Raw genomic sequence first — 24,761 nt, 5'->3', positions numbered from 1 at the left:
GGTAAATTGTTTCAGTAATATTAGTCGCGATATAACTTAGTTAAGTCTTGGTAATGGTCGATTCTACGATCGCGCAGATAAGGCCAAATCCGTCTTACGTCTGTTGAACGTGATAGGTTTACTTGGGCATGCAATATTTCTTCGTTCTGGTGATTCGCGTGTGCTAAAAACTCACCTTGTGGGCCCGTTATAAAGCTATTGCCCCAAAACGCTATCCCTTGCTCCTTTTCAGACGCTTTAGGATCCGCTTCAAAACCAACACGGTTGGCACTAAGTACAGGAACACCATTCGCTACGGCATGCGAGCGCTGAATGGTAATCCATGCATCAAGCTGTCTGGCTTGCTCTTCTTTGGTGTCATACAAATCCCAACCGATAGCGGTAGGGTAAATCAGCATTTGTGCACCCGCCATTGCCATCAGCCGAGCACCTTCTGGAAACCATTGATCCCAGCAGACCATCAGGCCAAGCTTGCCCACAGATGTGTCAATTGGCTCAAACCCTTGGTCACCAGGCGTAAAGTAAAATTTCTCGTAGAAACCCGGATCATCAGGAATGTGCATTTTGCGATATTTACCCGCTATTGAACCGTCACTATCAAGGACAACAGCGGTATTGTGATATAAGCCTTCTGCACGCTTTTCAAATAATGAACAAACGATTACAACATTGAGTGATTTTGCTAATTGGGCAAGTGCATCCGTAGAAGGGCCTGGAATCGTTTCAGCCAAATCAAATTGGTCGACGTCTTCTTGTTGGCAAAAATACAATGAGTTGTGTAACTCCTGTAGCACGATTAATTTCGCGCCTTCACTCGCCGCTTGTTCAATATTGCTTTTACACTTATCAACGTTATCTTTAATACTAGCCACGTTAGATTGTTGAATAACTGCTACATTTACAGGGTTGGTCATCACAAAATATAAGAAATATTAATTATCTTTAATGACTGGCTATCTTAGCATGAGTTTTCGAAAATCCTTAGTTTTTAGCGCATTAAAGCGGAGAAATTGTGTGCAGAACTAAAACTGAACAGTAACCAAGCAAACGTTACATAATTAATCGGAAATTCGCTTGTTATTCATAGACTTTTTAGCTGTGATATTTTATTTTAGCCAATAATTACAATATCTATCTCCTGCAAGGAATAATAATAATGAGAAAGCTGTATACCAGTGTTTTTCTAGCCAGTGCCGTTTTTCTAACTGGTTGTAATGGCGCATCAGGCGACAATGAAACACCGCCAACAGGTGGTGAAGTTGTCGAACTTTCTGCGATTGCAATTGCTATTCAAAACGCTCAAGGCGACGCGCAAGTCAGTTTTGCTCAAGGTGAAACGGCAACCGTCATTGCGACTCTGACTGACACAACAGGTGCGACCGTTGCTAATACGACGGTAACCTTTTCAACTACATTCGGCGAGCTTTCTCAAGACGGTAAGTTAACAAATAGTGACGGTCAGGCAATCATCACCATTACCAACCCTGACGGCTTAGCAGGGGCGGGCAGCATTTCAGCTACTGCAGGTGCGTTAGATCAAACAACGATTGATTTTGAATACCTTGCTTCAACAGAACCTGAAGAAGTACTGCCAAGCTTATCGCTTTCACTGAGCTTAAATGGTGAAGCCGTTAACAACTTCAAAACGGATGAATCGGTTCAGCTGATTTCAACGTTAGTTGATGGTGATGGTCAACCGATCAGTGGCGAAATTATTACGTATACTGCCGATGTGGGCACGTTAACGCCAAACACTGCACTGACCAATGCTCAAGGTGTTGCTACGGTGACATTAGCAGGTGATAACGCAATTGGTGCAGGTATTGTGACCGCAAGCTATGGTGAATCTGAGGTTATCGCAACAAGTCGTGTTAACTATCAAGTCATCGCAAGCGACCAAACCATTCTAGACGACGTTATTCGCATTGGTTACTTCGATACAAATGGTGATTTTATCGAAGGCGAAATCGAACTATCCATTGATGGTACTGAGGTCAGCGCTGGTGGTACGTTAGGTTTGAGTGTTGATTTAGTCGATAGCGAAGATGCACCAATTACTATTCCAGCGTCAGTAAGCTTTACTTCAAATTGTGTTGCTAGCGGCAATGCAACGATTGAGGAAACAGTGTTTAGTATCCAAGGTGAAGCAAAAGCAACTTACGAAGACGTTGATTGTGCCGGTTTAAATGGCATTGATGATGTTATTGTGGCGTCAGTTAGCCTAAATGGCGTTACTAATATCGCTCAAGCAACAATCTCAATTACTGGTGAAGAGTTGGGTTCAATCGAGTTTTTATCAGCAGAGCCTGAAACCATTGTTCTGCAAGGTACTGGTGGTCAAGGTAACCAAGAAACGTCTACATTAACTTTCCAAGTAAAAAGCTCATTAGGAAACCCTTTAGCGCAGCAAGACGTGGAATTCATTCTTGATACAACGGTAGGTGGTATTACCGTAAACCCTGTCATTGGCGTAACGAACAGCCAAGGTATGGTTACGACTAAGGTAACCTCAGGTAGCGTACCAACGCCTGTGCGTGTTACGGCTCGAGCGACAACAGATGGCGGTGATGAAATTCAAACCCAATCTGATTTACTGTCAATTAATACCGGTTTGCCAGAGCAGCGCTCATTTACATTATCTACGGCAAGACGTAATCCAGAAGCAGGTAATATTAATGGCGTTGAAGTTGTTATCACCGCGCAGTTAGCGGATAACTTTAACAACCCTGTACCGGATGGCACAACGGTGAACTTTACAACTGAGGGTGGTCAAATTCAGCCTGAGTGTGTGACAGCTAATGGTGCCTGTACCGTAACATGGACAAGTGCTGAACCTCGTGTTGCAGATCACTTAATTACCATCATGGCAACTGCTTTAGGTCATGAATCGTTTTTTGATACCAATGGTAACAATACGTTCGATGACGCTGACGGCTCAGCAATCGACGAGGCTGGTGTTTCTTCGGGCTTTGTTCGCATTACGCCACAAGCATCAGGTTTTGTTGATATGTCTGAAGCATGGCGTGATGACAATGCCAATGGTAGCTATGACGCGGGTGAATTATTTTTAGATTTCAATAATGATGGTAGCTTTACAGGCCGTGACTCATTATTTAATGGTCCACAGTGTGACGGTGCAAGCTGTGGTGCTGAAGGCAGCCGTGCAATTCATGTCCGTAAAGCGATTCAAATGGTGATGTCGAGCTCTGGTGCTTTATATACGTTAACGGGCGAAGATTCTGTTGTTTATCAAGACAATGAAGCAGGTACTGACCTTACTATCCCAACAATTGCAGACGGTGGTACGTTTGGCTTTACCTTAAACGTTCGTGATACCGCTGGCCAAGCAATGCCATTTGGTACCACGGTGAGTGTTGAAGTGAGTGCGGGTAGTGTTGAGGGTGAAACGAATTTCACTGTACCGGATACCTTATCTGATGATTCAATTTCTTTTGTTATTGTAAATGCGCCGTTAGATGATCCAACAGTTGGTACCCTAACAGTGACAATTACATCGCCATCGGGCGTTGTAACGTCGATTGTGAAACCAATTGACTTACCTTAACAACTAAATATTTGGAAAAAGCCAGTGTTTTCACTGGCTTTTTTATTTGAGGAGAACCATGAATACATTGATTGTTCTTTTTAACAAAATAGCCGTTTTACTCAACAAAGTGAGGTGGCTGTTAATTACCATCTTGTTGGCATGTTTTGTTGGCTTTTTTGCATTGCTTGCTTTAGCGTCGGTTGATACACAAAACCTCTATTTAGCACCCTGTATGTTTGCCTTTATGTGGGCATTATTATTAATGCTTTTTGTCGCTTGTTTTGTTGATATTGACTACTTTTATGAGCAACCCACATCGATTATGTCCAAATTCACCTTATTTGCAAAAAAGCTGTGGGCTTATATTGTCGTTATTTTGGTCATATTTATAACAATAGCAGTAACTTACATTACAATTAAAATGGTAGGTTTTTGGCTTTGATCAAACTTTTTTATCGTGTTTTACGTAAAATCAGTATGAATAGTTAACCGTTAACCGTCTATACTGAAAGGGTCAGTATAAATAACCTCGAATCAAAAAGAGATGACGATATGGCAAATGTATTAATCACTGGAGGCACAGGGCTAATCGGCCAGGCACTTGTTGCGCAGTTGAAACGTGATAACCATGACGTGACGGTCTTAACGCGACATATCGCTAAGGCAGAAAAAGTCTTTGATTTTTATGTAGTTATTGTTGATGATTTGTATCAAATTGACGCTAATATTTATTTCGATGTTATCGTTAATTTAGCAGGCGAACCGATTGCTGATAAGCGCTGGTCTACGAGGCAAAAAGAGCGAATCTATCAATCGCGTGTTGATAGCACACAACATCTTGTTGCTTGGATGAAAACACGATTAATGATGCCTTCAGCACTTATTAGCGGCTCTGCCGTTGGCTGGTATGGTGATGGCAAATCAAGCGTATTAACTGAAGAATCTGGTTATCACCAAGAATATACCCATGATTTGTGCGACGCGTGGGAAAAGACCGCGTTGAGTGCAAACCAGTTAGGTTGTCGTGTATGTGTGATGCGCACAGGGCTTGTATTATCGAGCAAAGGTGGATTTTTGAAAAAAATGCTACCAAGTTTTAAGTGCTTTGCCGGTGGTCCAATTTCAAATGGTAAACAATATATGCCTTGGATTCATATTGAAGACATGGTGAACGGCATCTTGTTTTTAGCTTTTAGCCAAAACAAAGAGGCACTGTCTGGTATTTTTAATTTTACCGCGCCTAAACCTGTAACCAATAAAGTGTTTAGTGAAACCTTAGCGAGCGTGTTGGGTCGACCATGCATGTTTTTTGTCCCAGCAGCGATGTTAAAGCTTATCTTTGGTGAAATGGCGAGGCTGCTGCTGACGGGGCAAAATGCGGTACCTGAACGATTACAAAAAGCTGGTTTTGAGTTTGAATATCATACGCTTGAACCAGCGCTTGAGAATGTCCTTAATAAATCCAAAAAATAAAAAAGGCCTTACGCAATGCGTAAAGCCTTTGTTATTCATTTCTGCATAAACAGGCTAGGTAGCAGACTTCATATTGCTAACAAAGCTAGCTAATTCGGTAAGCATTTTGGCCTCATCGTCGAGGTTTTTTTCGATAATATTGACCACTGCCGAGCCACTAATAGCGCCTTGAGCGCCACTTGCTAATGCTTGTTTAACTTGCTCAGGGTTTGAAATACCAAAGCCAATAACGGCTGGCGCACTGTTAAAAGCGTTAAGCCTAGCAACGAGTTTATCGGCCACATTGGTCGCTTTAACTTCAGCGCCAGTAACACCTGCGCGGCTCAATACATACGTGTAACCGCGGCTGTATGATGCGATTGCTTGTAGGGTATCGTCATCAGCATTTGGTGGTGCGATAAAGATTGGCGCAATACCGTTAGCCATCGCAGCTTCTCTAAATGGCTGACTTTCTCGGATAGGCAAGTCAGCGATTAGCACAGAATCAACGCCAGCTTTTCCAGCATCAAGGTAAAATTGATTGATGCCGCGAGCGAAAACTAAATTACCATAAAGTAACAGCCCGATTGGAATGCTCGGTGCATACTCACGCACACGCGCAAGAATGTCGAAACAAACATCGATGTCTACGTTGGCATTCAGAGCACGTAAACCTGCTTTTTGAATGGTTACACCGTCGGCACTAGGATCTGAAAAAGGAATACCTAATTCAAGCGCGTCTGCACCAGCGTCGATTAACGTTTTGATAATATTAAACGACAATTCTGGGTTAGGGTCGCCAATCGTAACAAAGGGAATAAATGCGCCTTGGCCTTTTTCTTTTAACGGACTAAAGCAGTCGTTATAACGTTGCCCAACCTGGCTCAGCGAAGGGTTTGGAGTTACAGAGCTAATTGTGTTCATGAGTTATCCTATGTCCTTATTCTGCTGATTGTTGTGCTTGGAAATCATCACCTAAAATGGTGTAAACGTGGGCAAGATCTTTGTCGCCACGACCTGATAAGTTAACTAAAAATACCGTTTCTTCTGTTACGTCTTCCGCCATTTTGAGTGCTTGCGCTAAGGCATGAGAAGACTCTAGCGCCGGAATGATACCTTCGCTTGCAGCCAACGTTTGAAAAGCTTGCAGTGCTTCATCGTCATTAATTGCAACGTATTGCGCACGACCTGTTTCTTTTAAGAAAGCATGCTGTGGACCAACACCTGGATAATCTAACCCCGCTGACACTGAATATGACTCTTCAATTTGGCCATCTTGGGTTTGCATGATGTAGGTGTAGTTACCGTGCAACATACCTTTTGTACCCGCAGTTAGCGTCGCACCGTGATGGTCAGTCGTAATACCTTTACCACCAGGTTCTACACCAACTAGCTTTACGTCCTTCTCTTCAATAAAATCAGTAAACATGCCGATTGCGTTCGAACCACCACCTACACAGGCGATAACGTAGTCTGGTAATTTACCTTCTTCGGCCAACAATTGCTGTTTTGCTTCCTCACCGATCATTTTTTGGAATTCACGAACAATAGTCGGGAATGGGTGAGGACCTGCTGCAGTGCCTAGTAGATAGTGAGCACTGTCGTAGTTTGCAGACCAGTCGCGTAATGCCTCATTCACCGCATCTTTTAACGTGCCCGAACCTGCTGTGACAGGAATCACAGTCGCGCCCATTAATTTCATGCGAAATACATTAGGTTGCTGACGTTCACAGTCTTTCGCACCCATGTATATACGACATTTTAGGCCAAGAAGGGAACATGCAATGGCAGTAGCAACACCGTGTTGCCCGGCACCTGTTTCAGCGATGATTTCATGCTTGCCCATACGCTTTGCTAATAGCGCTTGACCAAGCACTTGGTTGGTTTTGTGTGCGCCACCGTGCAATAAATCTTCACGTTTTAAGTAGATTTTTGCGAGTGGATTTTTAACGATGTTACGGCACAGTGTCAACGGAGTAGGGCGGCCAGCATAGCTTTCTAATAGATGGTTAAACTCATCGATAAAGCTTTGATCGTTTTGTGAATCGATAAATGCCTGTTCGAGTTGCTCTAATGCAGGTACCAATAATTCACCCACGAACATACCACCAAACTCACCGAAGTAAGCTGGTAGTTTATTTTCTACATTTTCTTTAATCGCGTTAGTCATGTTAATAATTCCGAATTTGTTTGAACACCGACTCAATGAGGTTTGAGCATTTATGTCCTGGGCTTGATTCTACGCCCGAATTTATATCTAAACCCAGAAGCTCTAGGTTGTTCGTTGTATCGATTGCTGATGAAATATTCTCACTATTAAGCCCGCCAGCTAGCATACATTGTGTTAGAACGAGCTCACTTTCGTGTAACAATTGCCAATCAAATTGTTCGCCTGAGCCACCTTGTTTGTTGTCTAACACAAAGCGATCAACATTCGGGTTTGAAGTGAGCGTAAAGCTATGATCTTTAACACTAATCGCTTGCCAAATTTGTGTTGATGCGGGTAATTGCCCTTTTAAGTCATCGATATACTCATCGTCTTCGTTGCCATGCAATTGCACCGCGAAAAGATTGAGCGATTGCGCTAACTGGGCAATATCGGCAATGTCGTGATTTACAAATACACCGACATAATTTAACCCCGAGACTTGCGTGGTGATGGTCTCAGCAGCTTCAGGTGTCACAAATCGTGGAGATTTTTCCGCAAAAATTAAACCGCCATAGACACCGCCGTTGTCCAACACCGATTGCGCACTCTCGACAGAAGACAAACCACAGACTTTATTCTCACCAAAAATTAACTGGCGACAGGCTAAATCGATATCCGCTTGTCCCATGATTGAGCTACCCACTAAGAAGCCATCAACGGCAGGTGCTAGTTCTCTAACTTGAGCGTTGGTGTAGATGCCAGATTCAGAAATAACTAACGTGCCTTCCGGTAAGTGCGGAGCGTAGTCAAATGTACGTGAAATATCAGTAGATAGGTCACGTAAGTTTCTATTATTTATACCAATTAACTTAGCTTCTAATTTAATCGCACGTTCCATCTCTTCGGTATTTGAGATTTCAGTTAAGATTGCCATATTGTACTGTTGGGCAATTTGCGCTAGCTCAACATACTCTTCATCGCTTAACACACTCAGCATTAATAAGATCGCATCTGAACCTAAATGACGAGCTAAATACACTTGATAAGGCTCAAAGAAAAAGTCTTTATTAAGTACCGGACATTCAACCGTTTCACAGACTGTTTTTAAGTATTCATATTTACCTTGGAAATACTTTTCGTCGGTAAGCACCGAAATACCTGCGGCATATTTGTCATAGATGCGACAAATATCAAGTACGTTGAAATCGTCACGAATCAATCCTTTAGATGGTGACGCCTTTTTGCATTCAAGAATAAAACCCGCCTCAGGCTTAGCTAAATTGGCGTATAAGTCTTTTGTACTTGGTGTCAGGCTATCAATAAAGTCTTCAAGTGGGTGCTCCGCTTTGTATTGCGTCATAAAAGCGCGTTTATCTTCTACAATTTTCTCTAATATATTCGCCATTGCTACTTACCCGTTAGATACTTCGACATACTGCATTAAGGTTTCAAATGCTTTACCACTAGCAAGCACTTCGCTGGCCATCTGAGTACATTGCTCTAATGAGTCAGCTTTATTATGCAAATATAAAATCGCTGCCGCGTTCATTAATACGGCATTGTTGTGCGCTTCTTCACCTTTACCTTGAAGAATGTTCTTGATGATATTGGCATTTTCTTGTGGTGTGCCACCTTTGATATCCTCCAGTGTTGCTCTGGCTAAACCAAAATCTTCAGGAGACACGGTTTTCTCTATTAAGCTGCCATTTTCAATCGCGACTATTTGTGTTTCGCCATGTAGAGCAATTTCGTCTAAGCCACTACCGTGCACAACCCAAGCCTTCTCAACGCCTGTGATTTGTAGTGCACTTGCCATGGTTTTTAACAATTCAGGTGTGTATACCCCAAGTAACATGGTTTTTGGCGCTGCTGGGTTAACCAAAGGACCAAGGATATTAAATAGTGTGCGAACGCCCATCGCTTTTCGTACAGGTGCTGCATGCTTAAAGCCTGCATGATAGGCGGGTGCAAACAGAAAACAGAAGTTCGTTTGTGCTAAACAGTTAGCAGCAACCTCTGGTGACATCATTAAGTTAGCGCCAAAGGCTTCGAGTAAATCGGCTGAACCCGACATTGAAGATACGCTACGGTTACCATGCTTGGCCATTTTCACGCCACATGCAGCAGCTAATATCGCTGCGGTTGTCGAAATATTAATTGTGTTGGCGCCGTCACCGCCTGTACCAACACAGTCTGTTACGTCAAAATTGACTGACGGAAACTGTGTTGCCGATTGACGTGCTGCAATTGCTGCTCCGCCAATTTCGCTGGGTGTTTCACCTTTTATTTTTAAGGCCGTCAACACACTGGCTAATAATTCTGGAGCAACGTTGCCTGTAATCATTTGCTGGAAAAACGCCTGCGCATCTTCTTGAGATAAACTTTGACCATCGATGAGTTGTTGTAATACTTGGCTCATATTAGTGGCTCCCTGTTAATTGTGCTGTATTGGCATGCTTGCCTGCTAAATAGGTCATGGCTTGTTTAAGCAGGGCAGAGCCGTAATTTGTCAAAATAGATTCTGGGTGAAATTGAAAGCCAATGATGGCTAACGTTTTGTGCTCAATGGCCATCACAATGTCATCTGTTTTTGCGGTTGTAATTAACTGCTCTGGCATTTTTGTCGCCATTAATGAATGATAGCGTGCCACGGATAGTGGGTTTGCTATGCCGTCAAATGCGCCTTTTTCTTGGTGTTCAACGAATGAGGCTTTGCCATGAACAATGGCGTTCGCACGACCAACTTCACCACCAAAATGTTGTACGAGTGCTTGATGACCTAGACAAATACCGATAATTGGGAATTTGCCTGCGGCTTTCTCAATCAGTGCCATTAAACAACCTGCCTGCGTCGGATTACCCGGACCAGGAGATAAGACTAAAATAACGTTTTCACCTGTCGATGCTTGATGCTCACACATTTTATTGAAAATAAAGTCAGCGCTTAGCGTGTTTCGGTAAATTTCTGGTTTAAAGCCCAATTGATAAAATTCGTCAACTAAGTTGTAGGTAAACGAATCAAGGTTATCGAGCATAAAGATTTTGTCTTGGCTCATATCTAATGCTCCTTCTGGACTGCAGCTGCGTTTGATACAAGCGACATGGTTTGTGCTTTAACTAATGCACCGATAACCGCTTGTGCTTTTTGACGGGTTTCGTCGGCTTCAGATTGCGGAACTGAATCATAAACTACGCCAGCACCTGCTTGGACATGTGCAACGCTTGCTTTTACAAACGCAGAACGAATCACGATACACGTATCCATTTCACCTTCGCCTGTCATGTAACCGACGGCGCCACCGTAACTGCCGCGGCGCTTTTGCTCAACTTGACGAATTAAGCTTGTCGCTTTCACCTTTGGTGCGCCAGACAATGTCCCCATATTCATACATGCTTGATAGGCATGAAGTGCATCTAAATCAGGCAATAGCGTGCCACAGACACGTGAGACTAAGTGCATTACATGTGAGTAGCGATCAACTTTTAATAAATCAGCAACATGGCGTGAACCGCCTTGGCTGACACGTGCTATGTCATTACGTGCTAAATCAACCAACATGATATGCTCTGCCAGTTCTTTTTGATCTTGGCGGAGTTCAAGTTCAATTCTACTATCTACATCTAAGGCGATACTACCATCAGCATTTTTGCCGCGTTGGCGTGTACCTGCAATCGGGTAGAGCTCGACTTGACGAGATTTTTGCTGGTATTTAAGTGCTGACTCTGGTGACGCACCAAATAAACAAAAATCTTGGTCTTTTAAGAAGAACATATAAGGGCTTGGATTACTTTCTTTTAACAATGCATAGGTTGTTAATGGACTTTCACACGGCATTGAGAATGTACGAGAAGGTACAACCTGGAAAATATCGCCTGCGCGAATATTTTCTTTTAGATCTTCAACGATATTGCAAAACTCTTCGTCACTAATATCAACTTGTGGTGCTTGTGTATCTTCGTTTGCGCCAGTTGTTTCCACGTCAGCGGTAATTGATTCGCTTAACTTGGCTTTAATTTGCTGAATTCGGCGACTTGCTTCAAAGTAGCACTTTTGCTGCTCTGGGCCAGAAAAAACTTGGCTGATAATGTCAGTCGTGCGTTTTTCATGGTCAATAACAATCACGTTTTCAGCCAAATAATAAACGTAATCTGGGCAAGTATTTTCGCCATTTTCAACGACAGGTAGCTCTTCGGCGATCGCCATTAAATCAAAGGCGAATACGCCACCTAAAAATACCGCCAGTGGGTGATGCGTTTCATTTGTTAGTTGATTGAATACGCGAAGCACTTGAAATGGGTTTGCAGCTTTTAAACGGGTTAACTCATCAACTTCGGCATTGGCTTTTTCAAAGGTAACCGTCAGCACATTATCTGTGAGCTCACACTGCGCCACTTTATCCAATGCTTGTTTGGCAAATGTAATAGCACTTTGCCCATTAATGCTCAAACTTGTTAATGTTACAACGTGTGCATTACACTCGATACGCACAGCGGCATGAGTTAACAATAAGCTTTTAGTTTGTTGTTTGTTATCAATTTCAGCAGACTCAAGCAACAAACTGTTGCTTGAGTCATGGCAAAGTGCTTGATAAACAGCGAGTGGATCGCTTTGGTATCGCGCTGAACTCGTCAGGGTTGATACTGAGCCAATCTCACTGTTTATATTTGAAAAGCTTCCGCTCATAGTTGTTTTCCTGCAGCGCTGATAAAGGGTTTTATATCCGCCATTAACTGGGCAAAGTCATCTGCTGTTAGTGCTTGATGACCATCAGATAATGCTTCTTTAGGGTTTAGATGTGTCTCAACAATGATCCCATCAGCACCTACAGCTGCTGCCGCTCGAGATAATGGATTAATGAGTGACTTTACGCCTGTGCCATGCGACGGGTCAACGAACACAGGTAAGTGAGTTTTTTCTTTTAGTAATGCAACAGCGTTAAGGTCTAAGGTATTGCGTGTTGCTGTTTCAAAGGTGCGAATACCACGCTCACAAAGGATCACATTAGGGTTACCGGCATTGATTATGTATTCTGCAGCCAACAATAGCTCTTCGATTGTTGCGCTCATACCACGCTTTAAAAGCACTGGTTTTTGCTGTTTACCGACCGCTTCCAATAAACGGAAGTTTTGCATGTTTCGCGCGCCGATTTGATAACAGTCAATATATTCAGCCATCAAGTCAGCATCACTTGGGTCAATAATCTCAGAGACAACCGGTAAGCCGTAAATATCTTTTGCTGACTTTAATAATTTTAAACCTTCTTCACCTAAACCTTGGAAACTATATGGGCTAGTGCGCGGTTTGAAAGCGCCACCACGTAGTAGGGGAATTTGCTGCTCTTTAATCATTTCACTGATACCAAATAGTTGGTCTTGACTTTCTACAGAGCATGGGCCAGCGATGACCGTAAAGTTTCCGCCGCCAACTTTTACCCCACCAATTGAGATAATGCTGTCGTGGGCTTGTAGTTCACGAGAAACGAGTTTGTATGGACTTAGAACAGGTTTGATTTCATCTACCATAGGGTAGCTGTCTAAATGAAGTTGGCGAAGGATGCGTTCGTCGCCAAGTGCGCCGAGTACGGTGCGTTCAACACCTGGCATGTAAAGCGGTTTTAATCCCAAACTTGAGATTTTATCTAAAATTTCGTTAGCGTCTTTTTCAGTAGCTTGTGGTTTTAATACTATAATCATGAGTAATCCTTAATAAACTTAAATACGTTTGTCAGCCTGCGTAGATTGGCTGAAGCCACCAAATAAACCAGCTTTTAACTTTCGTTGTTAACATTTTTAATTCCTAGTTTTCTTCAAAAAAATCAAAGGGTAAAAACAAAAAAGCCCACTTCTAAAGTGGGCTTTTTTGAAAAATTTTGCGTACAAGCAACTCTCACAACCCACCTACGTGTTGTTGTGCCACCACCAAATGTTTGTTAATGATAATGAGTTTGAAATTGTCATTGCTTGTATTTTTCGTTTCCAAGTACGTTGTTTCAACGTAGAATTGCGTTAGTGGTTATATGAAAAGCTATTTTTATTCTGATGTCAACAGCTTCAAATCAATTAAATCGTCAACTTCGTATTGATCTGCATAGTCATACAACGTGTTCTGACGGAAAATTTACCGCGCAAGAGCTTATCGATAGGGCAGTTAACTTCCAACTCGACGCTTTAGCGATTACTGATCATGATTCAATCGATGCATTAGCTAGTGCAAAAGATTATATCAAGACGAACAACTTACCCTTGCAGATCATCAATGGTGTTGAAATATCAACTCGTTGGCATGGTTTTGAAATTCACATTGTTGGCTTGAATTTCGACCCAACGAATCAACCGTTACAAGCATTACTTGCGGAACAAGCCAGTGCTCGTGAAGAGCGCGCAATAAATATGGCAAGTAAACTTGAAAAGTGTGGCTTTGAGGGTATTTACGATGAAGCAAAGCTATTAGCAAAGGACGGGACCATAACGCGTTCTCATTTTGCGCAAGCACTTTATAATCGAGGTGAAATTACCAAGCTACAATCTGCATTCGACAAATACATAGGCAAGAATAAACGAGCATTTGTTAAGTCTAACTGGTGCGATATGGCGACAGCGATTGATGCTATTCATCAAGCCGGTGGAAGTGCCGTGATGGCGCACCCAATCCGATATGACATGTCAGGAAAATGGCGACGTAAATTAATTGTTGAATTTAAGTCTTTGGGCGGGGACGCGTTGGAAATTGTATTACCACAGATGAACCCAGATCAACGAAAACTTATGCTGTCTTATTGCCAAGAATATGACTTGAAAGCCTCATTAGGTTCTGATTTTCATTTCCCAACACCATGGAGTGATTTGGGTAAAAATTTGCGGTTACCTGAAGATTGTATCGAAGTTTGGGATAACTGGGGCCCAGTAAGAAGTTAGTCGCTACCTAGAAAACTAAGGTAGCGAGCTTGTTCGCTGTTAGCTGAATTTACGAGTTTTATAGGCTTTCTTCTCGCCTTTTTCGTTATTCATTTCTCTTTTTACAGCAATTCGCTGATTCTTGCCCATGAGCACTTTGATTTGGTACCAAGACTCTCTAAACAGCGCAAAACCAGGACCCGACCACCAAGATTTTCGGTAGAGCTTTTTAACAGCGGCAAGCGCGTCTGGCGAGCGAGTCAAAAGCTCTTCTGCTAGTTCGTGAGCGTGTGCTAATGGATCATTACTTAAATGCGTAACTAAACCGAGCTCTTTTGCTTTGTTACCGTCAATCTGTCTAGCGGTCATGGCAAGTTCGAGTGCAACATCTTTCCCGACAAGCTCTCTTAAGGGAAGTGAGCCGCCCATGTCTGGGATTAAGCCCCACTTTGCTTCCATAATTGATAAGTTGGTATCGGGTTTGGCAACTCTAAAGTCTGCACCTAAGGCGATTTGCAGACCACCACCCCAACAGATTCCATGAAGCGTACAAATCACAGGGACAGGGACATCTCGCCAACCTGTGCAAACATACTGTGCTTTGTTGGCAACGAATGGTGACCATTTAGCAAGTAATTTGATTCCATTTGTTGAACTATTTAACACTGACTTAACATCGAGTCCTGTGCAAAAGTTATCGCCATTACCTTGCAAAATAACGACGCGGACACGTTTGTCTTTTTTCAGCGATTTAATGGTCGCGCAAATCGCATCAAACATTGCCATATCTAATGCGTTGCCTTTATCTGGACGGTTAAGGGAAACTGTTGCTATGCCTTTGTCATCAAGGCTTACGGTCACTCGATTCGTTGCTGTCATAATTATTGTAATTCTAATTGGTCGTACCAGTAGGTTAATGGATTTTTTTTACGAGGTGAAGTGGTTTGTGCTGATGTTGATAAATCGGTCGAATATTTTCCATCAATAATAAATTTGGGTATTACCAACAAATTATTGCCGAGATAATCGGTTATTTACTGTTTTATTTGAAGATTATTACTTACAATGAAGTTATACCAAAGGCGGTTTTCATTTCTTTTTACCGTCCCAATTGTTAAGGATTTATCATGAGTCAGTTTTTCTATGTTCACCCTGACAACCCGCAACAGCGACTAATGAAACAAGCGGTTGCTATGATTCAAGATGGTGCGGTTATTGTTTACCCGACAGATTCAGGTTATGCACTGGGTTGTCATCTAGGAGATAAAAAGGCATTAGAGCGAATTTGTCAGATTCGCAATATCGATATGGACCATGATTTTGCTTTGGTTTGCCGTGATTTATCGGAATTGTCAGACTATGCGAAGGTTGATAATACTGCCTTTCGACTAATGAAAAATAATACACCAGGTGCCTATACCTTCATTTTTAAAGCAACGAAAGAAGTACCAAAGCGCTTGATGAACCCTAAAAAGAAAACCATTGGTATTCGAATTCCAGAAAACAATATTGCGCAAGCATTATTAGAAGAGCTTAACGAACCATTACTCTCGACTACGTTAATCATGCCCGGTGAAGCAACGGCTGAATATGATCCTGAGCATATCCGCGATATTTTAGAAAAGCGTGTCGACTTAATTTTAAATGGTGGTTATTTGGGAGAACACCCAACGACGATTGTCGACTTTAGTGAAGGTGAGGTTGATATCATACGTGAAGGTGAGGGAGATCCTGAGCCATTCAGGTAAGTTGATGCAAACGGGTGATAGCAACAATTCGCCAACGGGCGATATGATCCAACAGGAACTGCCATTAGCGTTCGTAAAAGGTGAAGCGGTGATTGAAAAACCGCAAGACCTATTTATTCCCCCCGATGCATTGGAAGTTATTTTAGAGAGCTTCGAGGGGCCACTTGATTTACTGCTATACCTAATTCGTAAACAAAAATTCGATATTCTAGATTTACCTATTGCGCCGATATCGGAGCAATATATGCAGTATGTTGAAGTGATGAAAGACTTCAATATGGAGCTTGCGGCGGAATATCTCGTGATGGCCGCTATTTTGGCCGAAATTAAATCAAGGCTTTTGTTACCTAAACAAGCAATTGAAGAAGACGAAGTGGATCCAAGGGCAGAGCTTGTTAGACGCCTGCAAGAGTACGAAGTCTATAAAAATGCCGCAGAACATATCGATGAATTACCTCGCCTAGAGCGCGATAACTTTACTGGCCAAGCAATGATGCCAGAAGCATACGCACTGCAAGTTCAAATGCCTGATGTTGATTTACAAGAACTTATTTTTGCGATGCAAAATGTATTAAAACGTAGTGAAGCGTTCGAGCATCACCATATTCAAAGAGAAGCATTATCAACACGTGAAAGAATGAGCTTGATTCTGGCCCAGCTGCAAGAATCTGGCGACGAAAGCGTGAATTTTGTAGATTTGTTTGATGTTAATGAAGGTAAAGCAGGGGTTGTAGTTAGTTTCCTTGCTATTTTGGAGCTTTTAAAAGAATCATTAATAAAGTGCATTCAAACTACCGCTTTTGGTACAATTTCGGTTAAACTAGTACGATGAAAAAAATTGATGATAAGCAAGTGGTTAAATTAATTGAGGCTGCAGTTTTTGTCGCTGATAAACCCTTGTCTAAAAATCAAATTAAATCAACGGTTTTGAGCCCTTATCAGGTAAGTGCTCAACAGTTTAACCGGGCAATTAAACAATTAATTGCTGATTACCAAGACCGAGGCATTGTATTTTTAGAAGTTGCTTCTGGTTATAGATTTCAAGCAATTGATGAAGTTGCTGAGGAATTATCATTACTTTTTCAAGAAAAAGCACCGAAATATTCTCGAGCATTACTTGAGACATTAGCGTTAATTGCCTATAAACAGCCTATAACGCGTGGTGAGATTGAAGAAGTACGCGGTGTTGCTGTGAGTAGTCACATTATGAAAACACTGCAAGATCGAGAGTGGATCAAAGTTGTTGGCAATAAAGAAGTGCCAGGTAGACCTGCGTTATACGCGACAACGAAAGCATTTCTCGATTATTTTTCGTTAACGTCGTTAGCTCAATTACCGGAGCTAATGCCAGTTCCTACAATGAACTTGGCAGATGACCTAACTCCCATTAAAGAGTCAGCAGACAGTGCCTAAGGTAAACACTACTGACGTAAGAGATTAAGACTATGTCTGAAAAGTTGCAAAAAGTACTCGCTAGAGCAGGTAAAGGTTCACGTCGTGAGATGGAATCGGTTATCAGTCAAGGCCGTGTAAGCGTTGATGGTAAAACTGCATTTTTAGGTGACCGAGTGGAAGGCACGGAGCAAATTCGTGTTGACGGTCATGTTGTAAATCTTCAATCTAAAGACCAAGAAATTTGCCGAATCTTGATGTATAACAAGCCAGAAGGCGAAATGTGTACACGTAAAGATCCTGAAGGTCGTCCAACTGTTTTCGATCGTTTACCAAAATTAGAAAATGGTCGTTGGGTTGCTGTTGGTCGTTTAGATATAAACACGCAAGGAATGCTACTTTTCACAACGGATGGTGAGCTCGCCAATCGACTCATGCACCCATCTCGCAAAGTAGAGCGTGAATATGCAGTGCGTGTTTTTGGTGAAGTTGACGACGCTATGCTTCAGCGTTTACGCAATGGTGTAAAGCTAGAAGATGGGCCCGCGAAATTCAATAAGATCACTTATCGTGGTGGTGAAGGCCGAAACCACTGGTTCCATGTTGTGCTAACGGAAGGACGAAACCGTGAAGTTCGTCGTTTATGGGAAAGCCAAGATGTGCAAGTGAGCCGTCTAATTCGTGTACGTTACGGTGATATTACTTTACAACGCCAATTACCACTTGGTGGGTGGGTTGAACTCGGTCTTAAGGACGTAAACTATTACCGTAAGCTTGTTCAGTTGCCACCGGAGACGCAATCAAAAGTCAAAGTGGATGAAAAAGCGATTGATAATGCGAAGAACCGTCGAATTCGTCGTTCGGTTAAAAAACATCACATGCGTCAACAACAATCAAATCGTAGACGCAGAAATTAAGCAAGGGTCTTTTTCCTGTCGTTGAGCATTACCTTGGTAGTGCTCATTTTCCCTAAAGCCCAACGTAAAAGTGTGTAACTTGATGGAACATCAAATTTTAACGGTAGAAAGCCAAGCTGACCTTATTGAACTGTGTGAACAGCTAAGCCACTCGGCGGTAATTGCGGTAGATACTGAGTTTGTAAGAACAAGAACGTTATTCCCCAAATTAGGTTTGCTACAAGTGGGTAATGCAGAGATAACTGCATGCATTGATCCAATCTCAGTAGACGATTTGACACCGTTTTGGCAATTACTGACAAATGAAAATATCTTAAAGATTTTACATGCTTGTTCAGAAGATTTAGAGGTTTTCTCTACGAGTGGCAACATTGTCATTAAGAACATGATTGATACTCAAGTGATGATGGCATTTTTGGGGCACGGAATTTCACTTGGTTATGCGGCGATGGTTAAGCATTTTACTGGCGTTGAGCTGGATAAAACTGAATCACGCACCGATTGGACGAAGCGTCCGTTAACCGATAAGCAAATCGAATACGCAGCGGCAGACGTATACCACCTTTATCGTTTATTTCCTAAACTACTGGCTGAAATTGAGCAACAAGGGTACTGGGTCGCCGTGCAGGAAGAGTCTCAAAACCTGATCAACAAGAAAGCAGCTGGTGTTCAACCTGAATTGCTTTATCAAGACGTTAAATTAGCGTGGAAACTTGCACCTAGTGCGTTAAATCGATTAAAACATCTTGCTATTTGGCGGTATGAACAAGCCGTAAAACGTGATCTGCCGATTAGTTTTGTCGCTAAAGATCCAACGCTTTATGCACTAGCGCTGCACGATCCTAAAAGTGTTTCTGCCATGTTAAGCCTCGAAGGTTGTGACATGCAAGATGTTCGCTATAAAGGCAAAGCAATGTTGGCTGTGCTGAAAAATGCGAAAGCCATTTCAGCCGATGATTACCCCCAAAAGATTCAACGTTTAGACACTGCAGCCGGTTATAAGCAGATATTTAAACGATTGAAGAACTTTTTATCTGAACAAGCTGAAGTTCATCATGTACCTATGGCTGTTCTAGCATCTAAAAAGCAGATGAATCAACTGCTTAAGTGGCAATTTAATCTTAATGATTATCGTCAAACAAACGACCGTGTCGATCTATTATCAGGTTGGCGCAATCGTTTAATAGGCGAGTCATTAGCGAAATTTATTGCCAATAATTACCAATAATTTATATTACATTTTCTATTTTACGCGAAAGGTTGTAGCCATGTTATGTGCGGTTTATAAAAGCCCAAAAAAAGCGCAGACTTATTTATTTGTTGAAAAAAGAGATGATTTTTCTCGAGTACCTGATCCATTACTTAATACTTTCGGTAAACCAGAATTAGTCACATTAGTTAATTTAGCGAGTAAAGAAAAATTAGCTTTTGCTGATATTGATAAAGTGAAATCAGAGCTTGTGGACAATGGATTTTATTTACAATTGCCGCCACCACAAGAAGATCTATTAAAAGAGCATTTAAAAGCCCAGGGTCGTTCAGAATATGAATAAAATGAATGCATTAGTTAAATTCGTTGCTGCTTCTGCAATCGGATTGAGTTTTTCTTTTTCTACGTTTGCCAATGAACAAAAGCCAACATTTGAGCAGTACATAGAGCAAATTAAACAAGAAGCATTGGCTAAAGGTTATAGTGAACAATTCGTTGATAATAGCTTTGCAAACGTTACCTTTCACAAACGTGCGGTTAAAGCCGATCGTAATCAACCAGAAACCGTCGAAACGCTCGATACTTACTTACCAAAACGCGTACCGGAATGGAAAGTAAATCGCGCACGAAAGTTGTACAAAGAAAACCTTGAACTGCTGACTAAAGTTGGTAATGAATATGGTGTGCAACCTCGTTTCATCGTCGCACTTTGGGGACTGGAAACAAACTTTGGCCGTATCATGGGCAACTACAATGTCATTTCTGCTTTGTCGACGTTAGCTTATGAAGGTCGTCGTGAAGCTTTCTTTAAAAAGCAATTGTTTGCTGCATTGCAAATTCTAGAAGAAGGCCATATCAAGGTTGAAAACATGAAAGGGTCTTGGGCCGGAGCAATGGGCCAAAACCAATTCATGCCAACGTCATTCCTTGCGTACGCAGTTGACGGTGACGGTGATGGGAAGAAGGATATTTGGGGCAATAAGTCAGATGTTTTTGCTTCAATGGCTAACTACTTAAAAACAGAAGGTTGGAACAAAGAATTAACCTGGGGACGCCAAGTTAAGTTACCTGAAGGCTTTGACATTGCGCATGCGGTTCCTCGTAACACGGGCAGTCGTAAAAATTGGCTAAATGCTATGGATACACACGCAAAAACGTTAGCGGAGTGGCAAGCTTTAGGTGTTCGTCGTGCTGATGGGCGTGATTTGCCGAAAGTTGATATTAAAGCAGCGATGGTATTTCCTGATGATGAAAACGGTCGTGTTTATTTAGCTTATGATAATTATAAATCACTCATGCACTGGAACTTTTCATACTATTTTGTGAGTTCTGTCGGTGTCTTGTCTGATCGCATCAAGTTTCCTGCGATCAAATAGAGTGTTGTAGATGGCAAAGAATAAAGCTCGTGCAAAACCAAAGGCGAAAGTATCTGCAATTTCGCCATTTTGGGAAACCAAATCACTAGAAGAGATGACTCGTCAAGAGTGGGAGTCTCTTTGTGATGGTTGTGCAAAATGCTGTTTGCATAAGTTTATTGATGATCCTGATGTGGACGAAGCAGACGAGCTCAAGCCAACAGATCATATCCAAGAGCATGAGCAGATGGTTCATAGCTCTATTGTGTGCCATTTGTTAAATGACAAAACATGTCAATGTACGCAATATGAAAAACGCACGGTATTGGTTCCCGATTGCGTTAGATTAACGCAAGATAACATTGATGATGTTTTCTTCATGCCACCAAGTTGTACTTATCGACGAATTAAAGAAGGCAGGGGAATGCCGTCTTGGCATCCATTGCTCCATGGTGGGAAAAAAAACAAGATGCACGCGGCGGGCATGTCTGTTCGCGGTAAAGTCGTTAAAGATAATGAAGTGTCATTAGATGACTTTGAAAAATATATTGTCACATGGCCACTTAACGATATCGATTAATTAAGAACGCTGAATTTATTCAGCGTTTTTTTTGATTCGTGATTTGCAACATGGTTTTGCCACACGCTTTTATCTTGTCGCGCCAAACAAATACACCTCGTGATTTTCTACCTTGCCGAATACCCCCAGAACGTTAGATGTTAACGCTTAGTTATTTTTAACAAATCTATCTTTTGTAAAAAACTTGATCTAAATCAAATGAAAACCATTCTCATTTGCGTTTGGGTTGTGTATGATGCGCGCCATAAAGTTGTAAATAACATGTAAAACCCTCCCATTATAAGGTCTGAGTATGAACAAGTCGTTGTCATTGCTTTATGTCGCAATGTTTGTAGCACCAAGTGTTTCTTTTGCCCAATCTCCAAGTACTAGCGCTTCTCAAGAAGCAGATATTGAAGTTATCGAAGTTGTTAATTTAAGAACTAAGCTCGAACAAGCGGGTCGATTAAAAGATGTCATCCAGCAAACAGAAGTGCTTGATGCGCTGAATATTGAAAAGAAAAACGCGTTAAACCTGACATCCGCAATTAATAATGAACCGGGCGTTAATGTTTCTAATGAATGTTCAATGTGTGGTGTAAAGCGCATAATGTTAAACGGCATGAAGGGCGAGCACACGACCATTTTAGTTGACGGTTTGCCGACACATACGCTGATTTCTGGCTTCTACGGTGTAGATGCTATCGCTACTACGGGTGTCGACCGTATTGAAGTTGCTCGTGGTGCAGGCGCATCACTCATTGCGCCTGAAGCCATTGGTGGTACGGTAAACATCATTACAAAACAAGCCTATGAAAACAAAGCGAGCTTTGATTATGCTGTTGGCTCACACGATTTTACGGCCATGAAAGGCCTTGGGACTGCAGTTTCAGAAGATGGTAAAACGGCGCTTACGTTTGTTGCCCAATACGACAAACAAGAACAGGAAGACCATGACGACAATGGTGTATCTGAAGCACCATTTATGGAAAATGTATCCGTATCTGCACTTGTAAGTCATGATTTAAATGACAGAAATAACATCCAAGTCCGTCTTGCACAAATTCAATCTGAAGTCTTTGGTGGCCCTGTTGTTGGTGACAATGTAGGTTCAATTGGTCAAGCTTTAGCGTCATATGACGGTGAAGAATCTGAGATGCTTTTTGAAGATAACGATGTAAGAAAACAATACATTGGTAAGGCTTGGGAAACCACGGAATGGATTGATACAACGCGTCAAGAAGCGTACGTAAAATGGCTAAATGAATTGACGGACTATACCACCGCTGAACTTGCCGTAAGTTACGCGAAGCATGAACAGGATTCATTCTATGAAGGGATTGATTATCAAGCAAAGGATACAATGACCTACGTTCGCGCAAAATTTGATACTGAGTTGAATGGCGAGCACTTTATTACTTATGGTGCCGATTTACGAACAGAAGAAATGCGTTCAAATACTGAAGCTTTAGCTGCCGTTGCAGCCTATCAATCTGATTCTTTTGACTATGACGTTTATGGCGTATTTATCCAAGATACATGGACACCGATTGATGAGTTCGAATTAGCTCTGGCTGTTCGATTAGATCAGGTAACGGCAGATTTTACAGATCCTGAAAAGGTTGGCACTGAAATCGATGAGGTGTTTGTTGCACCGCGCGTTGATATGCGTTATTTCCATAACGACGAGTTGACTTCTCGCCTTTCAGTAGGCCGCGGATATAGAGCGCCACTATCATTCTTCGAAACCGATCACGGTATTTTAGATGCAGAGTTAGGTTATCAAATTGATATTGACAGTCTTGAAGAGTCATTGTCTATTAGCTACTCACTAAACTATGACACAGACATGTTAGCCGCCACGTTATCTGCTGCGCATTCTCGCGTAGATAACTTAGCAAGCCTGGAAGAAACAGATGAAGGTGTGCCGTTGCTGACACAGCTTGATGATACAGCGCATGTAACAACGGTTGACTTTACGGTTGGTTATAACATTACTGAAAACTTAACGGTGAATGTTGGCGGTGAAGTCTTTAATTATGATGATAACTTTAAATCGTCGTATGCCATTGCGCCTGTTGAAAGTCGTGCGTCGTTCGAAGTTGATTACACAATAGGTGATTTGAACCTTTACTGGAGTACGGTGTGGTTCGGTTCGAAAGATTTATCAGAATATGGTTATGAAGGTTTTAATATCGCAAGTGACCCGAGCTCAGTTAAAACGTTGAGTGGTTCAGCATTTTCTTCATCTGATGTTAAAGCACAATATAAACTGACGACAAATGTCAAAGTATACGCTGGTGTTTCAAATATCTTTGGTTACACACAAGTTGAAGAAGGTGATACGCCATTGTTCTTTGATGCAGATGGTGGCTATGACGTTGCCTATATTTATGGCCCACTTCACGGTCGTGAATTCTATGCAGGCATCGAGGTTAAGTTATAGTGAAAGCGACAATCGCTTTACTACCAGCATTAGCGACATTGTTCGCTAGTGCGGTAGTTGCCAACAGCTTTTCACAAAGTTTGGTCGAAAAATACCACTTAAAACCGCTGTTGGCTCATCAAGCTCCATTGGCCAATGCTCAGGGGCGCTTTACTATTGCAATGGTGTTTCAACCTGATTGCCCTTGGTGCAAAAAGCAAGCATCTTGGCTTAACAACGCTCAAGCACAATGCAGTGATAAGCTAAATATCGTGTTGTTAGGCAACAATGGCAGTAATCGTGAGCTAAAACGAGAACTTAAACACTACCATAGTGACATTCCGGCCTACAAACCTAACCGTAAGTTATTTGTCGCTGTGGGTGGTATTGAAGCTTCACCAACCACCTTGGTTTTTGATGCAGAGGGTAAGTTACTTGCAAAGCGCCGCGGATATACCGACAGTGATACATTGTCAGTCGTTGCTAGCCAACTCACCCAAGGTAGTTGTGCAATTTAAATAGGCTTAAGATGCTGGGCAAAATGTTCGGCATTTTTTACATAATGACTGGCTGATAGTTGAAGTAAGCCTTTAGTTTTTTCATCGAGTGGCTTAACTATTTTAGCTGGTGAGCCTAGTACCATATGTCCATCAGGAATCTCCATTCCCTCTGTCACTAACGCATTGGCACCAATCAAACAATTTTTTCCTATTTTAGCGCCATTGAGTACTACCGCATTCATGCCGATAAGACTATTTTCACCGATCGTGCAGCCATGTAGCATCACTTTGTGACCAACGGTTACGTTTTTGCCAATCTCGAGTGGAAAATTCTCATCAACATGCAAAATGCTACCGTCTTGAATATTACTGTTCTCGCCAATGACGACGTCATCACAATCGGCACGAATGACAACGTTAAACCAAACACTGGCATTGTCTTTCAATGTGACTCGACCAATAACTGATGCGGTTGGCGCAATAAAGCAGGTTTCTGCGATGGTTGGGATATGGTTTGCAAGTTGAAAAATCATAACTTTCCTTTTTATTTTCATCGTAACGATTTGGCTGAACTATGTCACTTATAACCATATTTCATCAATAAATAGTGAAA

24 protein-coding genes are annotated in these 24,761 nt (G+C 41.9%); 14 read left to right on the top strand and 10 right to left on the bottom strand.

Annotation, left to right across the window (positions count from 1 at the left end; genetic code table 11):
* Positions 1–20 precede the first annotated feature (20 nt).
* Positions 21–914, bottom strand: a complete 894-nt coding sequence (locus QQK05_RS16100; RefSeq protein WP_284300485.1) for a carbon-nitrogen hydrolase — start codon at positions 912–914, stop codon at positions 21–23.
* A gap of 242 nt (positions 915–1,156) precedes the next feature.
* On the opposite strand from QQK05_RS16100, the gene QQK05_RS16095 reads away from it, so the two are divergent.
* From QQK05_RS16095 to QQK05_RS16085, 3 genes are all read left to right on the top strand, one after another.
* The gene (locus QQK05_RS16095) at positions 1,157–3,565 is read left to right on the top strand and encodes an Ig-like domain-containing protein (RefSeq protein ID WP_284300483.1); all 2,409 of its coding nucleotides are present in this window, start codon (positions 1,157–1,159) and stop codon (positions 3,563–3,565) included.
* Between the two features lie 58 nt (positions 3,566–3,623).
* The gene (locus tag QQK05_RS16090; protein WP_284300481.1) at positions 3,624–3,989 is read left to right on the top strand and encodes a TRAP transporter large permease subunit; all 366 of its coding nucleotides are present in this window, start codon (positions 3,624–3,626) and stop codon (positions 3,987–3,989) included.
* Positions 3,990–4,099: 110 nt separating this feature from the next.
* Positions 4,100–5,020, top strand: coding sequence for a TIGR01777 family oxidoreductase (locus tag QQK05_RS16085; protein ID WP_284300479.1), 921 nt, complete (start codon positions 4,100–4,102; stop codon positions 5,018–5,020).
* A gap of 54 nt (positions 5,021–5,074) precedes the next feature.
* Here the strand turns inward: QQK05_RS16085 and trpA are convergent, their stop codons facing one another.
* Genes trpA through aroF form a run of 7 tightly spaced genes read right to left on the bottom strand, consistent with a single transcriptional unit; the run spans position 5,075 to position 12,842 of the window.
* Positions 5,075–5,887, bottom strand: coding sequence for a tryptophan synthase subunit alpha (gene trpA, locus QQK05_RS16080; RefSeq protein WP_284300793.1), 813 nt, complete (start codon positions 5,885–5,887; stop codon positions 5,075–5,077).
* A gap of 52 nt (positions 5,888–5,939) precedes the next feature.
* Complete coding sequence (trpB, locus tag QQK05_RS16075; protein ID WP_284300477.1) at positions 5,940–7,169, bottom strand: tryptophan synthase subunit beta; 1,230 nt, start codon at positions 7,167–7,169, stop codon at positions 5,940–5,942.
* Position 7,170: 1 nt separating this feature from the next.
* Positions 7,171–8,553 carry a bifunctional indole-3-glycerol-phosphate synthase TrpC/phosphoribosylanthranilate isomerase TrpF gene (gene trpCF / locus QQK05_RS16070; RefSeq protein WP_284300475.1) on the bottom strand — a complete coding sequence of 461 codons (1,383 nt, stop codon included), beginning with the start codon at positions 8,551–8,553 and terminating at the stop codon, positions 7,171–7,173.
* Positions 8,554–8,559: 6 nt separating this feature from the next.
* Positions 8,560–9,567 (bottom strand): anthranilate phosphoribosyltransferase, encoded by a 1,008-nt coding sequence (trpD, locus tag QQK05_RS16065; RefSeq protein WP_284300473.1) that lies wholly within the window; start codon positions 9,565–9,567, stop codon positions 8,560–8,562.
* A 1-nt stretch (position 9,568) separates the two neighbouring features.
* A complete protein-coding gene (locus QQK05_RS16060) occupies positions 9,569–10,204 on the bottom strand; it encodes an aminodeoxychorismate/anthranilate synthase component II (RefSeq protein WP_284300471.1) in 636 nt (211 codons plus the stop codon).
* A gap of 2 nt (positions 10,205–10,206) precedes the next feature.
* Complete coding sequence (locus tag QQK05_RS16055; RefSeq protein ID WP_284300469.1) at positions 10,207–11,832, bottom strand: anthranilate synthase component 1; 1,626 nt, start codon at positions 11,830–11,832, stop codon at positions 10,207–10,209.
* Positions 11,829–12,842 (bottom strand): 3-deoxy-7-phosphoheptulonate synthase, encoded by a 1,014-nt coding sequence (gene aroF / locus QQK05_RS16050; RefSeq protein ID WP_284300467.1) that lies wholly within the window; start codon positions 12,840–12,842, stop codon positions 11,829–11,831. The genes QQK05_RS16055 and aroF overlap by 4 nt, the downstream gene beginning before the upstream one ends.
* A gap of 345 nt (positions 12,843–13,187) precedes the next feature.
* Between aroF and QQK05_RS16045 the strand changes: the two genes are divergently transcribed.
* On the top strand, positions 13,188–14,063 hold the full coding sequence (locus tag QQK05_RS16045; protein ID WP_284300466.1) for a PHP domain-containing protein: 876 nt from the start codon (positions 13,188–13,190) through the stop codon (positions 14,061–14,063).
* 39 nt (positions 14,064–14,102) lie between these two features.
* Here QQK05_RS16045 and QQK05_RS16040 read toward each other — a convergent pair whose 3' ends face one another.
* A complete protein-coding gene (locus QQK05_RS16040; RefSeq protein ID WP_284300464.1) occupies positions 14,103–14,921 on the bottom strand; it encodes a crotonase/enoyl-CoA hydratase family protein in 819 nt (272 codons plus the stop codon).
* 248 nt (positions 14,922–15,169) lie between these two features.
* On the opposite strand from QQK05_RS16040, the gene QQK05_RS16035 reads away from it, so the two are divergent.
* The 10 genes from QQK05_RS16035 (at position 15,170) to QQK05_RS15990 (ending at position 24,166) form a co-directional block, all read left to right on the top strand.
* Positions 15,170–15,790 (top strand): L-threonylcarbamoyladenylate synthase, encoded by a 621-nt coding sequence (locus QQK05_RS16035; protein ID WP_284300461.1) that lies wholly within the window; start codon positions 15,170–15,172, stop codon positions 15,788–15,790.
* Between the two features lie 4 nt (positions 15,791–15,794).
* Positions 15,795–16,622 carry a segregation and condensation protein A gene (locus QQK05_RS16030; protein ID WP_284300459.1) on the top strand — a complete coding sequence of 276 codons (828 nt, stop codon included), beginning with the start codon at positions 15,795–15,797 and terminating at the stop codon, positions 16,620–16,622.
* Positions 16,619–17,203 carry an SMC-Scp complex subunit ScpB gene (gene scpB / locus QQK05_RS16025; RefSeq protein ID WP_284300457.1) on the top strand — a complete coding sequence of 195 codons (585 nt, stop codon included), beginning with the start codon at positions 16,619–16,621 and terminating at the stop codon, positions 17,201–17,203. Before QQK05_RS16030 ends, scpB begins: the two co-directional genes overlap by 4 nt.
* 32 nt (positions 17,204–17,235) lie before the next feature.
* Positions 17,236–18,099 carry a 23S rRNA pseudouridine(2605) synthase RluB gene (gene rluB / locus QQK05_RS16020; protein ID WP_284300455.1) on the top strand — a complete coding sequence of 288 codons (864 nt, stop codon included), beginning with the start codon at positions 17,236–17,238 and terminating at the stop codon, positions 18,097–18,099.
* A gap of 82 nt (positions 18,100–18,181) precedes the next feature.
* A complete protein-coding gene (rnd, locus tag QQK05_RS16015; protein ID WP_284300453.1) occupies positions 18,182–19,327 on the top strand; it encodes a ribonuclease D in 1,146 nt (381 codons plus the stop codon).
* Between the two features lie 40 nt (positions 19,328–19,367).
* Positions 19,368–19,652, top strand: a complete 285-nt coding sequence (locus QQK05_RS16010) for a YcgL domain-containing protein (RefSeq protein ID WP_284300451.1) — start codon at positions 19,368–19,370, stop codon at positions 19,650–19,652.
* 1 nt (position 19,653) lies between these two features.
* Positions 19,654–20,685, top strand: a complete 1,032-nt coding sequence (locus QQK05_RS16005) for a lytic murein transglycosylase (RefSeq protein ID WP_284300791.1) — start codon at positions 19,654–19,656, stop codon at positions 20,683–20,685.
* A 10-nt stretch (positions 20,686–20,695) separates the two neighbouring features.
* Complete coding sequence (locus tag QQK05_RS16000) at positions 20,696–21,244, top strand: YcgN family cysteine cluster protein (protein ID WP_284300449.1); 549 nt, start codon at positions 20,696–20,698, stop codon at positions 21,242–21,244.
* 292 nt (positions 21,245–21,536) lie between these two features.
* Positions 21,537–23,669 carry a TonB-dependent receptor plug domain-containing protein gene (locus QQK05_RS15995; protein WP_284300447.1) on the top strand — a complete coding sequence of 711 codons (2,133 nt, stop codon included), beginning with the start codon at positions 21,537–21,539 and terminating at the stop codon, positions 23,667–23,669.
* On the top strand, positions 23,669–24,166 hold the full coding sequence (locus QQK05_RS15990) for a TlpA family protein disulfide reductase (protein WP_284300445.1): 498 nt from the start codon (positions 23,669–23,671) through the stop codon (positions 24,164–24,166). The genes QQK05_RS15995 and QQK05_RS15990 overlap by 1 nt, the downstream gene beginning before the upstream one ends.
* On the opposite strand, the gene QQK05_RS15985 is transcribed toward QQK05_RS15990, so the two are convergent.
* Entirely contained in the window at positions 24,163–24,681 is a 519-nt protein-coding gene (locus QQK05_RS15985; RefSeq protein ID WP_284300443.1) for a gamma carbonic anhydrase family protein, read from the bottom strand. The two genes, QQK05_RS15990 and QQK05_RS15985, sit on opposite strands and share 4 nt — an antisense overlap.
* Positions 24,682–24,761 lie beyond the last annotated feature (80 nt).

Source organism: Thalassotalea loyana (assembly GCF_030161435.1).
Classification (GTDB): Bacteria; Pseudomonadota; Gammaproteobacteria; order Enterobacterales; family Alteromonadaceae; genus Thalassotalea_G; species Thalassotalea_G loyana.
The sequence above is the reverse complement of the archived record's forward strand: the minus strand, read 5'-3'. Positions and strand labels throughout refer to the sequence as shown.

Coding starts and splice junctions, on each gene's coding strand:
- QQK05_RS15995 (WP_284300447.1), top strand. CDS start 21,537: ATGAACAAGTCGTTGTCATTGCTTTATGTCGCAATGTTTGTAGCACCA.
- QQK05_RS16010 (WP_284300451.1), top strand. CDS start 19,368: ATGTTATGTGCGGTTTATAAAAGCCCAAAAAAAGCGCAGACTTATTTA.
- QQK05_RS16000 (WP_284300449.1), top strand. CDS start 20,696: ATGGCAAAGAATAAAGCTCGTGCAAAACCAAAGGCGAAAGTATCTGCA.
- rluB (WP_284300455.1), top strand. CDS start 17,236: ATGTCTGAAAAGTTGCAAAAAGTACTCGCTAGAGCAGGTAAAGGTTCA.
- QQK05_RS16005 (WP_284300791.1), top strand. CDS start 19,654: ATGAATGCATTAGTTAAATTCGTTGCTGCTTCTGCAATCGGATTGAGT.
- QQK05_RS16030 (WP_284300459.1), top strand. CDS start 15,795: ATGCAAACGGGTGATAGCAACAATTCGCCAACGGGCGATATGATCCAA.
- trpD (WP_284300473.1), bottom strand. CDS start 9,567: ATGAGCCAAGTATTACAACAACTCATCGATGGTCAAAGTTTATCTCAA.
- QQK05_RS16060 (WP_284300471.1), bottom strand. CDS start 10,204: ATGAGCCAAGACAAAATCTTTATGCTCGATAACCTTGATTCGTTTACC.
- QQK05_RS16035 (WP_284300461.1), top strand. CDS start 15,170: ATGAGTCAGTTTTTCTATGTTCACCCTGACAACCCGCAACAGCGACTA.
- trpB (WP_284300477.1), bottom strand. CDS start 7,169: ATGACTAACGCGATTAAAGAAAATGTAGAAAATAAACTACCAGCTTAC.
- QQK05_RS16100 (WP_284300485.1), bottom strand. CDS start 914: ATGACCAACCCTGTAAATGTAGCAGTTATTCAACAATCTAACGTGGCT.
- QQK05_RS16095 (WP_284300483.1), top strand. CDS start 1,157: ATGAGAAAGCTGTATACCAGTGTTTTTCTAGCCAGTGCCGTTTTTCTA.
- QQK05_RS16040 (WP_284300464.1), bottom strand. CDS start 14,921: ATGACAGCAACGAATCGAGTGACCGTAAGCCTTGATGACAAAGGCATA.
- scpB (WP_284300457.1), top strand. CDS start 16,619: ATGAAAAAAATTGATGATAAGCAAGTGGTTAAATTAATTGAGGCTGCA.
- QQK05_RS16055 (WP_284300469.1), bottom strand. CDS start 11,832: ATGAGCGGAAGCTTTTCAAATATAAACAGTGAGATTGGCTCAGTATCA.
- aroF (WP_284300467.1), bottom strand. CDS start 12,842: ATGATTATAGTATTAAAACCACAAGCTACTGAAAAAGACGCTAACGAA.
- trpCF (WP_284300475.1), bottom strand. CDS start 8,553: ATGGCGAATATATTAGAGAAAATTGTAGAAGATAAACGCGCTTTTATG.
- rnd (WP_284300453.1), top strand. CDS start 18,182: ATGGAACATCAAATTTTAACGGTAGAAAGCCAAGCTGACCTTATTGAA.
- QQK05_RS16045 (WP_284300466.1), top strand. CDS start 13,188: ATGTCAACAGCTTCAAATCAATTAAATCGTCAACTTCGTATTGATCTG.
- QQK05_RS16090 (WP_284300481.1), top strand. CDS start 3,624: ATGAATACATTGATTGTTCTTTTTAACAAAATAGCCGTTTTACTCAAC.
- QQK05_RS16085 (WP_284300479.1), top strand. CDS start 4,100: ATGGCAAATGTATTAATCACTGGAGGCACAGGGCTAATCGGCCAGGCA.
- QQK05_RS15985 (WP_284300443.1), bottom strand. CDS start 24,681: ATGATTTTTCAACTTGCAAACCATATCCCAACCATCGCAGAAACCTGC.